At 68.4% G+C, this 13,784-nt stretch carries 12 protein-coding genes and 1 pseudogene; 10 read left to right on the forward strand and 3 right to left on the reverse strand.

What is annotated here, in order from left to right; translation table 11 throughout:
- Positions 1–36 precede the first annotated feature (36 nt).
- A complete protein-coding gene (gene dnaG / locus AAHG09_RS05820) occupies positions 37–1,929 on the reverse strand; it encodes a DNA primase (protein ID WP_342105970.1) in 1,893 nt (630 codons plus the stop codon).
- A gap of 211 nt (positions 1,930–2,140) precedes the next feature.
- Here dnaG and AAHG09_RS05825 point away from each other — a divergent pair, with 211 nt between their 5' ends.
- Entirely contained in the window at positions 2,141–2,419 is a 279-nt protein-coding gene (locus AAHG09_RS05825) for a BrnT family toxin (RefSeq protein WP_342105972.1), read from the forward strand.
- A gap of 13 nt (positions 2,420–2,432) precedes the next feature.
- Positions 2,433–2,690 carry a BrnA antitoxin family protein gene (locus tag AAHG09_RS05830; protein WP_342105975.1) on the forward strand — a complete coding sequence of 86 codons (258 nt, stop codon included), beginning with the start codon at positions 2,433–2,435 and terminating at the stop codon, positions 2,688–2,690.
- A gap of 7 nt (positions 2,691–2,697) precedes the next feature.
- Here the strand turns inward: AAHG09_RS05830 and AAHG09_RS05835 are convergent, their stop codons facing one another.
- Positions 2,698–3,159: a GatB/YqeY domain-containing protein gene (locus AAHG09_RS05835; RefSeq protein ID WP_342105976.1), complete on the reverse strand. Its 462-nt coding sequence runs from the start codon at positions 3,157–3,159 to the stop codon at positions 2,698–2,700.
- A 213-nt stretch (positions 3,160–3,372) separates the two neighbouring features.
- On the opposite strand from AAHG09_RS05835, the gene carA reads away from it, so the two are divergent.
- Both carA and AAHG09_RS05845 read left to right on the forward strand, forming a co-directional pair.
- On the forward strand, positions 3,373–4,575 hold the full coding sequence (gene carA / locus AAHG09_RS05840) for a glutamine-hydrolyzing carbamoyl-phosphate synthase small subunit (RefSeq protein ID WP_342105977.1): 1,203 nt from the start codon (positions 3,373–3,375) through the stop codon (positions 4,573–4,575).
- Between the two features lie 166 nt (positions 4,576–4,741).
- The gene (locus AAHG09_RS05845) at positions 4,742–5,119 is read left to right on the forward strand and encodes a hypothetical protein (RefSeq protein WP_342105978.1); all 378 of its coding nucleotides are present in this window, start codon (positions 4,742–4,744) and stop codon (positions 5,117–5,119) included.
- A gap of 106 nt (positions 5,120–5,225) precedes the next feature.
- Here AAHG09_RS05845 and AAHG09_RS31890 read toward each other — a convergent pair.
- Positions 5,226–5,444: pseudogene (locus tag AAHG09_RS31890) on the reverse strand (plastocyanin/azurin family copper-binding protein); the annotation flags it as partial.
- Positions 5,445–5,851: 407 nt separating this feature from the next.
- On the opposite strand from AAHG09_RS31890, the gene carB reads away from it, so the two are divergent.
- From carB to AAHG09_RS05875, 6 genes are all read left to right on the forward strand, one after another.
- Positions 5,852–9,325, forward strand: a complete 3,474-nt coding sequence (gene carB / locus AAHG09_RS05850; protein ID WP_342105979.1) for a carbamoyl-phosphate synthase large subunit — start codon at positions 5,852–5,854, stop codon at positions 9,323–9,325.
- Positions 9,326–9,415: 90 nt separating this feature from the next.
- Positions 9,416–9,892 carry a transcription elongation factor GreA gene (greA, locus tag AAHG09_RS05855; RefSeq protein WP_342106222.1) on the forward strand — a complete coding sequence of 159 codons (477 nt, stop codon included), beginning with the start codon at positions 9,416–9,418 and terminating at the stop codon, positions 9,890–9,892.
- Between the two features lie 4 nt (positions 9,893–9,896).
- Positions 9,897–10,397 carry a hypothetical protein gene (locus tag AAHG09_RS05860; RefSeq protein ID WP_342105980.1) on the forward strand — a complete coding sequence of 167 codons (501 nt, stop codon included), beginning with the start codon at positions 9,897–9,899 and terminating at the stop codon, positions 10,395–10,397.
- Between the two features lie 163 nt (positions 10,398–10,560).
- On the forward strand, positions 10,561–11,610 hold the full coding sequence (locus AAHG09_RS05865; protein WP_342105981.1) for a mitochondrial fission ELM1 family protein: 1,050 nt from the start codon (positions 10,561–10,563) through the stop codon (positions 11,608–11,610).
- Between the two features lie 12 nt (positions 11,611–11,622).
- Positions 11,623–12,603 (forward strand): thioredoxin-disulfide reductase, encoded by a 981-nt coding sequence (gene trxB / locus AAHG09_RS05870; protein ID WP_342105982.1) that lies wholly within the window; start codon positions 11,623–11,625, stop codon positions 12,601–12,603.
- A 276-nt stretch (positions 12,604–12,879) separates the two neighbouring features.
- Positions 12,880–13,770 (forward strand): LysR family transcriptional regulator, encoded by an 891-nt coding sequence (locus AAHG09_RS05875; protein WP_342105983.1) that lies wholly within the window; start codon positions 12,880–12,882, stop codon positions 13,768–13,770.
- Positions 13,771–13,784: the final 14 nt, after the last annotated feature.

The following is a 13,784-nucleotide window of genomic DNA, read 5'->3' on the forward strand; positions in this document are numbered from 1 at the left end:
TCCCCACCGCCAGCCTAGACCGCCATGACACAGCCGTCAGGCGGCCGTCGAGTCGCTCGACAGCGGCTGTTCGGCCTCGGCCTCGGCGGCGATGACGGTCTCCAGCCTCGCCTTCACTTCGCAGAGCCATGCCCATCCGGCATCGGTCGGATCGTTCTCAAACGCCTGCCGTGCTTCGCGAAGTTCGCTATGTAGCGCTCCTGCCTGTTGGTGCAAGATCATCGCCTGTCGGAGCGCGTCCGCGCGCTGCGCCGGATCGGCATGCGGAGCGACGGTATTGCGGTCCCGTGAGCGGGCCAGCGTGAGAATGCGCTCTGCGGCGGCGCTCAGTCCGGCGCGGGTGATGCGGTTTTGCAACACGTCCGGATCCGTGCGCGCGTCTTCGGCCGCGCAGGCGAGCAGGACCGACAAAAGCGCCCGCGCATCCGGATCCTCGAAGTCCAGTTCGGCGATCTCCTCGGCGAAGTCGGCGAGCATTTCGGGATGCGCGAGCAGCGTGCCGACGATCACCGCTTCGCGGACCGGCGCCGCGCCGGTGAAGCCCGCGGATGCCGTCATCGATGGGCTCGGACTGCCGGTGATGCGGGGCGAGACCGGCTCGCCGGGGCGCACGAAGCGGGTCCGTCCACCACGGGGCGACGGCCCGGCCGCACGCGCGTTGCGGGGCGACAGGCTGCGCAGCCGCTCCTCAATATCGTCGCGGTAGTAGCGCCGCACGGTCTCGTCGCGGATCGTCGCGACGGTGGTGCGCAGGGTCTGGGTCAGGCCGGCGCGCCGCTCCGGCGTGTCGACCGGTCCGGCCTCGACGGCGCGGCGCCAGAGCAGTTCGGACAGTGGCAGGGCCGCGTTGAGCACCTGATCGATCGCCCCGGGGCCGCCGGAGCGCAGCAGATCGTCGGGATCCTGGCCGCCGGGGAGCAGTGCGATCCGCAGGGACCGGCCCGGCTCCAGCAGCGGCAGCGCCAGATCCAGCGCCCGGAACGCCGCCCGCTGGCCGGCCTTGTCGCCGTCGAAGCACAGGATCGGCTCGTCGGCATGGCGCCAGAGCAGGCCGAGCTGGTCCTCGGTCAGCGCCGTGCCCAGCGGCGCCACGGTCTCGGGATGGCCGGCGAGCGTCATCGCGATGACGTCGACATAGCCCTCGACCGCGATGATCGAGCTGCGATCATGCGCGGCCTTGCGGGCGCCGTGCAGGTTGTAGAGCGTCCGGCCCTTGTGGAAGAGCGGCGTCTCCGGCGAGTTCAGGTACTTGGCGCGCACGTCCTTCGAGAGCGCCCGCCCGCCGAACGCCACCACCCGGCCGCGGGTGTCGGTGATCGGGAACATCACCCGATCGCGAAAATAATCGTACGGGACCGAGACGCCCTCCCCGGCCGCCAGCAACCCCATCTCGATCATCAGCTCCTTGTCGACGCCCTGCCCGGCCAGATGATCGCGCAGGGCGTAGCGATCGTTCGGGGCGTAGCCCAGGCGGAAGGCCTGCTGGGTTTCGCGGCCGAGCGCCCGTCGTTCGAGATAGGCGCGGGCTTCGCTGCCCTGGTTCGACAGCAGCCGCTCCTCGAACCAGCGGGCGGCCATCTCCATCACCTCGATCGCGCCCGCGCGCTTCCGTTCGCTGGCCCGATTGTCCTCGGTCGGCGCGGGCAGGCTGACGCCCGCCTCCCCGGCCAGCCGTTCCACGGCCTCGGGGAAGCTCAGGCCCTCCGTCTCCATCAGGAAGGTGAAGATGTCGCCGTGCTTGGAGGAGGAGAAGCAATGATAGAACTGCTTCTGGTCGTTGACGTAGAAGGACGGCGTCTTCTCGGCGTTGAACGGCGACAGGCCGCGCCACTCCCGGCCGGCCTTCTTGAGCTGGACGCGACGGCCGACCACCGACGAAGCCGGTAGCCGGGCACGGATCTCTTCCAGGATGTGAGGCGGATAGCGCACGGGGCCTGGGACGGTTGACGGGACCGCCGAGTATAGCGTGCCGGGCGTGCCGGAGTCTCAACGCTGCCGTGAAAAGGCATCGCCAGGGGATTGCGTGGAGAAGTGCGCGTACCGGTTACTGGAGTGCGATGGCGATTACGCCCATGCGACTCGCAAGGCCCGCGGGTGTATATACATTTGTATCGACGCCGATTCGATTTTAGGCTAGGACATGCCGCGTGATGGCTTCGCCTGGGACGAGAGCAAGCGAGCCATCAATCTTGAGAAGCACGGCATCGATTTCCGCGACGCGATCGGCATCTTCGACGGTCCGCACCTGACAACCAAGACGATCCGGAACGACGAGATCCGGATGGTCAGCCTAGGTCGGGTCGCCGAAAGCGTCATCGCGGTCGTTTGGACCGATCGAGGCGGTGTCGTGCGGATTATCTCCGCAAGAGCAGCGAGGCGAAATGAGCGACAGGTCTTCGCGGCGCACTTCGGTGGCTGAGCGCCAGCCTGGAGTGACCGATCCGGCGCGGATCGCCGCGCTGAACGATGCCGAGATCGCGGCGGCGGTCGCGGAGGATCCGGATGCCGCGCCCCTCGATATCGATTGGTCGCGCGCCGAGGTTGTGGTCCCGCCGCGCAAGGTCGCCGTTTCCATCCGGCTGGATGCCGACATCTTGGACTATTTCAAGGATGGCGGTGATGGCTACCAAAGCCGGATCAATGCGGTGCTGCGGAGCTATGTCAGAGCCTGCACCGCGGGAGAGACTTGAGCGCGCCTCACCCCTTCGCGGCGAGCGCCGCCTTCACCAGCCCGCTCGCCTTGCCGAAATCCATCCGGCCGGCATAGGCGCCCTTCAGGGCGGCGATCACCTTGCCCATGTCCTTCGGGCCGGCGGCGCCGGTCTCGGCGATCGCCGCGTCGATCGCCGCCTGCGTCTCGGCCTCGTCCATCTGCTTCGGCAGGAAGCTCTCGATGATAGCGATCTCGGCGCGCTCGTTGGCGGCGAGTTCCGGGCGGCCACCCTGCTCGTAGACGTTGGCCGATTCGGTGCGCTGCTTGATCATCTTCTGCAGCAGCGACAGGATCTCGTCGTCGGAGATCGGGTCCTTGCCGGTGCCGCGGGCCTCGATGTCCCGATCCTTGAGGGCGGCCTGCATCATCCGGACGGTCGCGAGCCGCTCCTTGTCGCCGGCCTTCATGGCCTCCTTCATCTCGGTGGTGAAGCGCGCGCGCAGCATCTTGGTCAAACCTTCCAGTGATCGAAACGGCGGGCTGGCCTGCGATTTGCGGATCTGCCCTGTGATAAGCAGACGTTGAGCCCTGCGGAGGGCGGAGCCACATTGACCCCATCGCGGGCCGCTCGCTAAGAGCGCCGCACACGATCATGCTGCAAGCCGAGAGCGCCGCAAACCGGCGCCCGCCTTCGGCCGGACATAAGCGAGACTCGCCCCATGCTGCAAGACGCCGCCGCCCCCGACGCCCCGGCGCCCGAGCCGTGGGCCGAGCCCGTCGCCACGGCCCTGCTGGTCCTGGCCGACGGCACGGTCCTGGAGGGCTTCGGCATCGGCCAGACCGGCATCGCCGACGGCGAAGTCTGCTTCAACACGGCGATGACCGGCTATCAGGAGATCCTGACCGATCCGTCCTATGCCGGGCAGATCGTCACCTTCACCTTCCCGCATATCGGCAATGTCGGCACGAACGACGAGGATCTCGAGAGCCTGGAGGCGGCCCCGGCCTCCGGCGTGCGCGGCACCGTGATCGCCTCGGCGGTGACGAAGCCGTCGAACTGGCGCTCCTCCTCGCATCTCGATGGCTGGCTCAAGGCCCGCGGCATCGTGGGCATCACCGGCGTCGACACCCGGGCGCTCACCGCTCGGATCCGCGACCACGGCATGCCGAACGCCGTGATCGCCAACGATCCCGACGGCCAGTTCGACCGCGAGGCGCTGAAGGCCCGCGCGGCGGCTTTGGCGCCGATGGAGGGGCTCGACCTCGTGCCGCCGGTGACGAGCCGGGCGCCGTCCGAGTGGTCGGAGACCGTCTGGGCGCTGGGTAACGGCTACGGCAAGCGCGCCCCCGGCGAGGGCCTGAAGGTCGTGGCGATCGATTACGGCGTGAAGCGCAACATCCTGCGGCTCCTCGCCCAGGCCGGCTGCGACGTCACCGTGGTGCCGGCGACGACTTCGGCCGACGAGATCCTGGCGCTGAAGCCGGATGGTGTGTTCCTGTCGAATGGCCCCGGCGACCCGGCCGCGACCGGGGCCTACGCGGTACCGGTGATCCGCAAGCTGCTCGACGCGAAGGTGCCGACCTTCGGCATCTGCCTCGGGCACCAGCTGATGGGCCTCGCGCTCGGCGGCCGGACCGTGAAGATGGGCCAGGGCCACCACGGCGCGAACCATCCGGTGAAGGACAAGACCACCGGCAAGGTCGAGATCGTCTCGATGAACCACGGCTTCGCGGTGGACCCGGCGAGCCTGCCGGAGAGCGCGGTCGAAACCCACGTCTCGCTGTTCGACGGCTCAAATTGTGGCCTGACGCTCACCGACCGACCCGCCTTCTCGGTACAGCACCACCCGGAGGCCTCGCCGGGCCCGCGCGACAGCCACTACCTGTTCGAGCGGTTCGTGACGCTGATGCGCTCAGGCTAGCCGGAACAAGCGGCGAAACCCTGATCGGTTCCCGGCGCGATCCCAATCGGGCCCCGCCGGGGCCATAAAATCCGCGAAATCCGCCGGCTTAAGAGACCCATGACGGCCCGTGAACGGCGGCGCACCCGCGCCCGCCGCCACCGGCTCCGTCGCAGGGGAATGCCGGATGACCATCGACGAGGCGCGCGACGATTTCTCCCGCCTGCACCGCACCTTCACGCTCCATCTCGGCGTCGCCGTGGGCCTGTCCTGGCTGACCGCCCTCACCGCCGCCTTCTACGCCCCGTGGGTGCGCAACATCCGCGCGCTGATCGACCCAACGGGCGGCCTCGATCGGGTCGAGAGCACGGTGTCGTATCTCTTCGCCCTGCCGGCCGTCCTCGCCCTGGCTTGGGTCTCCCTGTATTTCGGCCGTGAGGCCCTGCGCCGCGCGCAGACGCTCTCGAACGTCGCCGTCGAGTTCGCTGCGGCCGCCCTGGTGGCGTTCGGGGTGTTCTACCTCTCCATCGACCGGGCCGTGGCCGCGCTCTACGCGAGCTTCTGAGACGGGGCGGCATGCCGCTCCGACCGGATAACTGCACCTTCACGGCCAGCGGCTCGAACCGTTTGGCGGCCTCCCAGTTCTCCGGCATGCCGCCAATCTGGATCAGGCCGACCATGCCCGTGATGGTGTGCGGCGCGCCTTTGAAGCCGTAGCGGTCCGCCTCGTCGAAGGTCGCGGTCCCCGCCTTGCCCATCACGAACCTGAAGCCGGGCGCCCTCGGGGCCATGCCGTTGATGAGCTCGGCGTGGTGTCCCTTGCCGGCGGGCACGAACCGGATCGTGTCGCCCGGCTGAATCTTCACGTCGGAGGAATCGAAGTTCATCATTCCGCCGGGGCGGCTGCTTGACGTCTTCACCACGGTTTCCGCGGTGGTCGCCCCCAAGACCGCGTCGATCGGCAGAGCTGCGACGCTCACCGATTCCCAATCATCGTCAGTCTTGAGGTCTCTTTGCGACGCTCGACGGACGTAACGATCGTTTGAGCCTCACCGACCGCGTTCGACGCCGGCAGGCACGCGATTGATCCAGGGATCAATTTGGAACATCGCCAGCGTTACCTGCGAGTGGCGAAGCTTGGCGTCCTGTGCGTGCTCCGGTTGCGCATGGGCCATGGCCTTCCAAAGCGGGGACGGCCCGTGTAAATGCGGCGTTCAACGATAATCCCGCCACGCGCGTCCGGGCGCAGGGCTCTGGCCCTGCCCGATCGGGCGCGCTTGGCCTGAAAAGGCCCCCGATGCCCAAACGCACCGACATCTCCTCGATTCTGATCATCGGTGCGGGTCCGATCATCATCGGACAGGCCTGCGAGTTCGACTATTCCGGGACCCAGGCCTGCAAGGCACTCCGCGAGGAGGGCTACCGGATCGTCCTGGTCAATTCGAACCCCGCCACGATCATGACCGATCCGGACATGGCGGACGCGACCTATGTCGAGCCGATCACGCCCGAGATCGTCGCCAAGATCATCGAGAAGGAGCGCCCGGACGCGATCCTGCCGACCATGGGTGGCCAGACGGCGCTGAACTGCGCCCTCTCGCTCCAGAAGATGGGCGTGCTGGCCAAGTACGGCGTTCAGATGATCGGCGCCACCGCGGAGGCGATCGACAAGGCCGAGGACCGGAGCCTGTTCCGCGACGCCATGACCAAGATCGGGCTCGACACCCCGAAATCGGCCCTGGCCAATGCGTCCGCCGCCAAGAAGGCGGATCGCGAGAAGTACCTCGCCGAGGTCGCGCGCATCGAATCCGCCAACACGGATCCGGAGGCGCGCCGGGTTGCCCTCGCAGCCTTCGAGAAGGGCTGGATGGCCGGCGAGACCGACCGGCGCAAGCGCTACGGCGAGCATGCGATCGGGCAGGCGCTGATGGCGCTGGCCGAGGTCGGCCTGCCGGCGATCATCCGCCCGTCCTTCACCATGGGCGGCACCGGCGGCGGCATCGCATACAACCGCGAGGAGTTTCTCGACATCGTCGAGCGCGGCATCGACGCCTCGCCGACCAACGAGGTGCTGATCGAGGAGAGCGTGCTCGGCTGGAAAGAGTACGAGATGGAGGTCGTTCGGGATAAGAACGACAACTGCATCATCGTCTGCTCCATCGAGAACATCGACCCGATGGGCGTCCACACCGGCGACTCGATCACCGTCGCCCCGGCGCTGACGCTGACCGACAAGGAATACCAAGTGATGCGCGACGCATCGCTGGCGGTGCTCCGCGAGATCGGCGTCGAGACCGGCGGCTCCAACGTGCAGTTCGCGATCAACCCCGAGAACGGGCGGATGATCGTGATCGAGATGAATCCGCGCGTCTCGCGCTCCTCGGCGCTCGCCTCGAAGGCGACCGGCTTCCCGATCGCCAAGGTCGCCGCCAAGCTCGCGGTCGGCTACACGCTCGACGAGATCGCCAACGACATCACCGGCGGCGCGACCCCGGCCTCGTTCGAGCCGACGATCGACTACGTCGTCACCAAGATCCCGCGCTTCGCTTTCGAGAAATTCCCGGGCGCCGAGCCGACGCTGACCACCGCCATGAAGTCGGTGGGCGAGGCCATGGCGATCGGCCGGTGCTTTGCCGAATCGCTCCAGAAGGCGCTCCGCTCCCTGGAGACCGGCCTGACCGGCCTCGACGACATCGAGATCGAGGGGCTGGGCAAGGGCGACGACCACAACGCCATCAAGGCGGCGATCGGCACCCCGACCCCGGACCGGCTCCTGAAGGTTGCGCAGGCCCTGCGCCTCGGCGTCAGCCACGAGCAGGTCTACGCCTCCTGCAAGATCGACCCCTGGTTCCTGGAGCAGCTTCAGGCGATCATCGACCTTGAGAACCGCGTGAAGGCCCACGGTCTGCCGAAGACCGCCGGTGCCTTCCGCCAGCTCAAGGCCGCCGGCTTCTCGGATGCCCGCCTCGCGGTGCTGGCCAAGACCGAGGAGGCCGCCGTCAGCGCAGCCCGGCGCGCCCTGTCGGTGCGGCCGGTCTACAAGCGGATCGACACCTGCGCGGCCGAGTTCAAGTCGCCCACCGCCTACATGTACTCGACCTACGTGGCGCCCTTCGCGGGCGCGGTGGTCGATGAGGCGCAGCCCTCCGACGCCAAGAAGATCGTGATCCTCGGCGGCGGCCCGAACCGGATCGGCCAGGGCATCGAGTTCGACTATTGCTGCTGCCACGCCTGCTTCGCGCTGTCGGATGCCGGCTACGAGACCATCATGGTCAACTGCAACCCGGAGACGGTCTCGACCGACTACGACACCTCCGACCGGCTCTATTTCGAGCCGCTGACCGCCGAGGACGTGCTGGAGATCATCGAGACCGAGCGGCAGGCCGGCACCCTGCACGGGGTGATCGTACAGTTCGGCGGCCAGACCCCGCTGAAGCTCGCCCGGGCGCTGGAATCCGCCGGCGTGCCGATCCTCGGCACCTCGCCCGACGCGATCGACCTCGCCGAGGACCGCGACCAGTTCAAGCGCCTCCTCGACAAGCTCGCGATGAAGCAGCCGAAGAACGGCATCGCCTACTCGGTGGAGCAGAGCCGGCTGGTCGCGGCCGATCTCGGCCTGCCCTTCGTGGTGCGCCCGAGCTACGTGCTCGGCGGGCGCGCCATGGCGATCATCCGCGACGAGACGCAGTTCGCCGACTACCTGCTCGACACGCTGCCGAGCCTGATCCCCTCCGAGGTCAAGGCCCGCTACCCGAACGACAAGACCGGCCAGATCAACACGGTGCTGGGCAAGAACCCGCTCCTGTTCGACCGCTACCTGTCGGACGCGGTCGAGGTCGACGTCGACGCGGTCTGCGACGGCAAGGACGTGTTCATCGCCGGCATCATGGAGCACATCGAGGAGGCCGGCATCCATTCCGGCGACTCGGCCTGCTCCCTGCCGCCGCGCTCGCTCTCGCCCGAGACCATGGATGAGCTGGAGCGGCAGACCAAGGCGATGGCGCTGGCGCTCAAGGTCGTCGGCCTGATGAACGTGCAGTACGCCATCAAGGACGGCGTCATCTACGTGCTGGAGGTAAATCCCCGCGCTTCGCGCACGGTGCCGTTCGTCGCCAAGGTTATCGGCGAGCCGATCGCGAAGATCGCAGCCCGTATCATGGCGGGCGAGCCGCTCGCGACCTTCGGCCTGAAGCCCAAGACCCTGCCGCATATCGCCGTCAAGGAAGCGGTGTTCCCCTTCGCTCGCTTCCCCGGTGTTGACGTGCTGCTCGGCCCGGAGATGCGCTCCACCGGCGAGGTGATCGGCCTCGATACCAGCTTCGGCGTGGCCTTCGCCAAGAGTCAGCTCGGCTCGGGCACGCAGGTGCCCAAGGCGGGCAGCGTGTTCGTCTCGGTGCGGGATGCCGACAAGGCCCGCATCCTGCCGACCATGAAGCTGCTGTCGGATCTCGGCTTCACCATCCTGGCGACCGGCGGCACCCAGCGCTATCTCGTCGAGAACGGCGTTCCGGCCGAGCGGATCAACAAGGTGCTCGAAGGGCGGCCGCACGTGGTCGACGCGATCAAGAACGGCGGCATCCACCTCGTCCTCAACACCACCGAAGGCGCGGGCGCTCTGTCGGACTCGCGCTCGCTCCGGCGCGCGGCCCTCTTGCATAAGGTGCCGTATTACACCACTCTAGCTGGCGCGATGGCCGCGGCCGAGGGGATCAAGGCCTACTTAGAAGGCGATCTCAAGGTCCGCGCGTTGCAGGAATACTTCGCGGCCTGAGCCTCAGGGTTCCGCTGACTTTATCTCGTGGCCCGGAGAGAGTGCTGCACTCTCGGCCGGGCCTCTTCATTGTGGCGCGAGACGATGGCGATAGACAAGGTTCCGATCACGGTGCGCGGCTTCGCAGCCCTCGAAGAGGAGCTGAAACACCGCCAGCAGGTTGAGCGCCAGCGCATCATCCAGGCGATCGCCGAGGCGCGCGCGCTGGGCGACCTGTCGGAGAACGCCGAGTATCATGCCGCCAAGGAGGCGCAGTCCCACAACGAGGGCCGCGTCATGGAGCTGGAGAGCATGATCGCCCGCGCCGAGATCATCGATGTCACCAAGCTCTCGGGCAGCAAGATCAAGTTCGGCGCCACCGTGAAGCTCGTCGACGAGGACACGGAGGAGGAGAAGACCTACCAGATCGTCGGCGAGCCGGAGGCCGACGTGCGCTCGGGCCGGGTCTCGATCACCTCGCCGATCGCCCGCGCGCTGATCGGCAAGGGCGTCGGCGACACCGTCGAGGTGACGACGCCCGGCGGCGGCAAATCCTACGAGGTCGTCGCCGTCCAGTACGGCGGCTGAGCGGATGCTGTCGCGTTCCTGGGGCCGGCTCGCCGGTCTGATCCTCTGCGCCGTCGCGGGCTCCGCGGCGGCGGACGAGTTTCCGGCGACCGCCCAATTCTCCGATATCCGGGTCGACGTGCGGCCGCTCCTCGACAAGGGTGCGGGCCTGCAGGCGGAAGCGCTGGCGGCCGACCTGACCGAGGCCCTGCGCAAGAATTTCGCGGATCGGATCGGCGGGCGCGGACCGCGCCTCGTCGTGGTGATCACGGGCGTGTCCCTGCGGCCCTACGTCGGCAGCGGTGCGCGGCCGGGCCTGGGCGGCAATTTCCAGTCCGACTATCTGGAAGGCGAGGCGCTGCTCGTCGGGCCGAAGGGCCAGATCCTCGGGCGGCACCCGCAGATGACCGCGACGCCGTCGAGCTATGGCGGCGCGTGGTACGCTCAGGACTTCGAGGGGCGCCGGCTGGCGGCGATCGCCGACATCTACGCCCAGTGGCTCGCGCGGGATCTGCCGCGGGAGTAGAGCGGGTCGCGCTGACGGCCGACGCTACAGCGATCAGTTCCAACGTGTCCCCGCGGATCGGCCCTATACGTGCGGGTGCAACTCCCTCCCCCCTCTGCGGGGGAGGGAAAGAAGCGGAGACGATCGCTTCCGGTTTCGAAAACGGGTTTCCCGAGCAAGGCGCATGGCGAGCATCGACGTGACGGAGGCGAAACCCGCCAGGCGCAACCGCCCGGACGCGCGATCCGAATCCCTGCCCGAACTGGCTCACGCCCGCGCCTGGATCGTCACCGACGGCAAGGCCGGCGACGAGAACCAGTGCGTCGGCATCGCCGAGACCCTGGGCGTCGCTTTCGAGATCCGGCAGGTGCCGGCCTCCGGGCCGTTCGGCTGGATGGCGCCCTGGGGGCCGATCGACCCGCGCGAGGGCCCGCGGCGCCGGGCCGGTGCCCTGTCGGGGCCCTATCCCGATATCTTGATCGCCTCCGGGCGTCGGTCCGTGCCCTATCTGCGGGCCGTGCGGCGCGCCACGGGCGGGCGGACCTTCACGGCCTTCCTCAAGGATCCGCGCACCGGGGAGGACAGCGCCGACTTCATCTGGGTGCCGGATTACGACGACCTGCGCGGCCCCAACGTCTTCACGACGCTGACGGCGCCGCACCTCGTGACCGCGGCGCGCCTCGCGGCGGCCCGCGCCCGGCCCGATCCGCGCCTCGCCCGCCTCGACGGGCCCCGGGTGGCCGTGCTGGTCGGCGGCGACAGCCGGCACCTGAGCTACCGCAAGACCGACATGATCCGACTCGTCGGGGATCTGCGCTCCCTGGTGGATCAGGGCTGCCGGCTCATGGTGACGATCTCCCGTCGGACGCCTGATCCCCTCCGGAACGCCGTGAAGGCCCTGGCGGCCGAGACCGGCGGCTTCCTCTGGGACGGGAGTGGCGACAACCCCTACGTGGCCATGCTGGCCCTCGCCGAGGCGATCGTGGTCACCTCCGATTCGGCCAACATGGTCAGCGAGGCCGTGGCCACCGGCGCGCCGGTCCTGCTGTTCGACCTGCCGCGTACCTATATCCGGCACCGGCGGATGTTCGCCGGGCTGGCGATCGCCGGAGCCCTCCGGCCCTTTACCGGTCAGTTGGTGGACCTGTCGTACAAGCCGATCGATGCGACGCCGGTGATCGCGCAGGCGCTCGCGACCGCTTACGCTGCGCACCGCACGGCCGATCGCGCCTGAGGAGACCGAGAGATGGCCCATACCCATGCCAAGCTGGTGATCATCGGCTCCGGGCCGGCCGGCTACACGGCGGCGATCTACGCGGCCCGCGCCATGGTGGAGCCGCTGCTGATCTCGGGCTTCCAGCCGGGCGGGCAACTTATGATCACCACGGATGTCGAGAACTATCCGGGCTTCGCCGAGGCGATCCAGGGGCCCTGGCTGATGGAGCAGATGCGGCTCCAGGCCGAGCATGTCGGCACCCGCATCGTCTCCGAGTACATCACCAAGGTCGATCTCAAGCAGCGGCCGTTCCGGCTCGAGGCCGATTCGGGCGAGACCTACTCCTGCGACGCGCTGATCATCGCCACCGGCGCCCAGGCCAAGTGGCTCGGGATCCCCTCCGAGGCGACCTTCCAGGGCGGCGGCGTCTCGGCCTGCGCGACCTGCGACGGCTTCTTCTTCCGCGGCAAGGAGGTCGTCGTGGTCGGCGGCGGCAACACGGCCGTCGAGGAGGCGCTCTACCTCGCCAATATCGCCAGCAAGGTCACGGTGGTCCACCGCCGCGATTCGTTCCGGGCCGAGCGGATCCTGCAGGAGCGCCTGTTCAAGCACCCGAACGTCGAGGTGCTCTGGCACCGGGAAATCGCCGAGATCTGCGGCGTGCAGAAGCCCGCGCCGAACGTCACCCATGTCCGGCTGACGGATCCGCGCTCCGGGGAGATCAGCGAGGTGAAGGCCGACGGCGTGTTCGTGGCGATCGGCCACCAGCCGGCGACCGCGATCTTCGAGGGGCAATTGCCGATGCGCCACGGCGGCTATCTCACCGTGAAGCCGGGCACCACGGAGACCGACATTCCCGGGGTGTTCGCGGCGGGCGACGTGACCGACGACGTCTACCGTCAGGCGATCACGGCGGCCGGCATGGGCTGCATGGCCGCGCTGGAGGCGGAGAAGTTCCTCGCCAACCTGGAGATCGGCGAGAGCCCGGTCCAGGCCGCAGCGGCCGAGTAGGCGGCCCGGTAAGGATATCTCCACGTGCGGTTGTGATTTGGCCACCGCACGTCCGTCGTCCTCCGAATTCCTGATCCAGGCGCTTGCGCTCGACCATGCGCCGTGCGCATAGGAGTGTCGACTGCGCCGGGATGCATCTCACGCATACCCGCGCGGTGCCCCGCGTGTTTCCCCACCGTCGGCGCCGCGCAACTCGCCCGGTGATCCGCCCGCTGCGCCACGCGTCCGCCTCGCCCGGGCGCCGCGTGCGGGTTCGCGCTGGTAGGGGTTCTTGCCTTGGACTGGGATAAGATCCGGATCTTCCTGAACGTCGCCGAGGCGGGCAGTTTCACCAAGGCGGGCGACGATATCGGCCTCAGCCAGTCGGCGGTTAGCCGGCAGATCAGCGCCCTGGAGCGGGAGCTGAAGGCGCCGCTGTTCCACCGCCACGCCAGGGGGCTGCTCCTCACCGAGCAGGGCGATCTGCTGTTCCGGGCCGCCCGTGACATGAAGCTGCGCCTGGAGAATACCCGGGCCCGCCTGGTCGAAACCGCCGAGCGACCGACCGGCGATCTCAAGGTCACGACGACGGTGGGCCTCGGCACGTCGTGGTTGTCCCAGCGGGTCGGCGAATTCCTCGACCTTTATCCGGACGTGCGCATCGAACTGATCCTCACCAACGAGGAGTTGGATCTCGCCATGCGCGAGGCGGATGTGGCGATCCGCATGCGCCGCCCGGCCCAGCCGGACCTGATCCAGCGGCGGCTGTTCACCGTCCACTACCACGCCTTCGCGAGCCAGGATTACGTCAAGCGCTTCAGCGAGCCGAAGTCGATCGAGGATCTCGACGACCACCGCCTCGTGTCATTCGGCGGCAACGAGCCGTCCTACCTGCTCGCCGCCCACTGGCTGGCCGATGCCGGCCGCGAGGGGCGCGACCGGCGCCAAGTCCACCTGACGGTGAACAACATCGGCGCCCTGCAGCGCGCCATGGAGGCCGGCGCCGGCATCGGCATCCTGCCCGACTACGCGGTGGACGGGGACCAGCAGCTCGTGCAGGTCCTGCGCGAGACCGAGATGCCGAGCCTGGAAAGCTACCTCGTCTACGCCGAGGAGATGCGCTCCGTGGCCCGGGTCCAGGCGTTCCGCGACTTCTTGGTGTCGAAGGCGCAGCGCTGGACCTACTGACCGGCCCGCGGACG

The sequence above is a fragment of the Methylobacterium guangdongense genome (assembly GCF_038442355.1).
Classification (GTDB): domain Bacteria; phylum Pseudomonadota; class Alphaproteobacteria; order Rhizobiales; family Beijerinckiaceae; genus Methylobacterium; species Methylobacterium guangdongense.

Coding starts and splice junctions, on each gene's coding strand:
- AAHG09_RS05865 (WP_342105981.1), top strand. CDS start 10,561: ATGGCGAGCATCGACGTGACGGAGGCGAAACCCGCCAGGCGCAACCGC.
- carA (WP_342105977.1), top strand. CDS start 3,373: ATGCTGCAAGACGCCGCCGCCCCCGACGCCCCGGCGCCCGAGCCGTGG.
- trxB (WP_342105982.1), top strand. CDS start 11,623: ATGGCCCATACCCATGCCAAGCTGGTGATCATCGGCTCCGGGCCGGCC.
- AAHG09_RS05860 (WP_342105980.1), top strand. CDS start 9,897: ATGCTGTCGCGTTCCTGGGGCCGGCTCGCCGGTCTGATCCTCTGCGCC.
- AAHG09_RS05825 (WP_342105972.1), top strand. CDS start 2,141: ATGCCGCGTGATGGCTTCGCCTGGGACGAGAGCAAGCGAGCCATCAAT.
- carB (WP_342105979.1), top strand. CDS start 5,852: ATGCCCAAACGCACCGACATCTCCTCGATTCTGATCATCGGTGCGGGT.
- AAHG09_RS05835 (WP_342105976.1), bottom strand. CDS start 3,159: ATGCTGCGCGCGCGCTTCACCACCGAGATGAAGGAGGCCATGAAGGCC.
- AAHG09_RS05845 (WP_342105978.1), top strand. CDS start 4,742: ATGACCATCGACGAGGCGCGCGACGATTTCTCCCGCCTGCACCGCACC.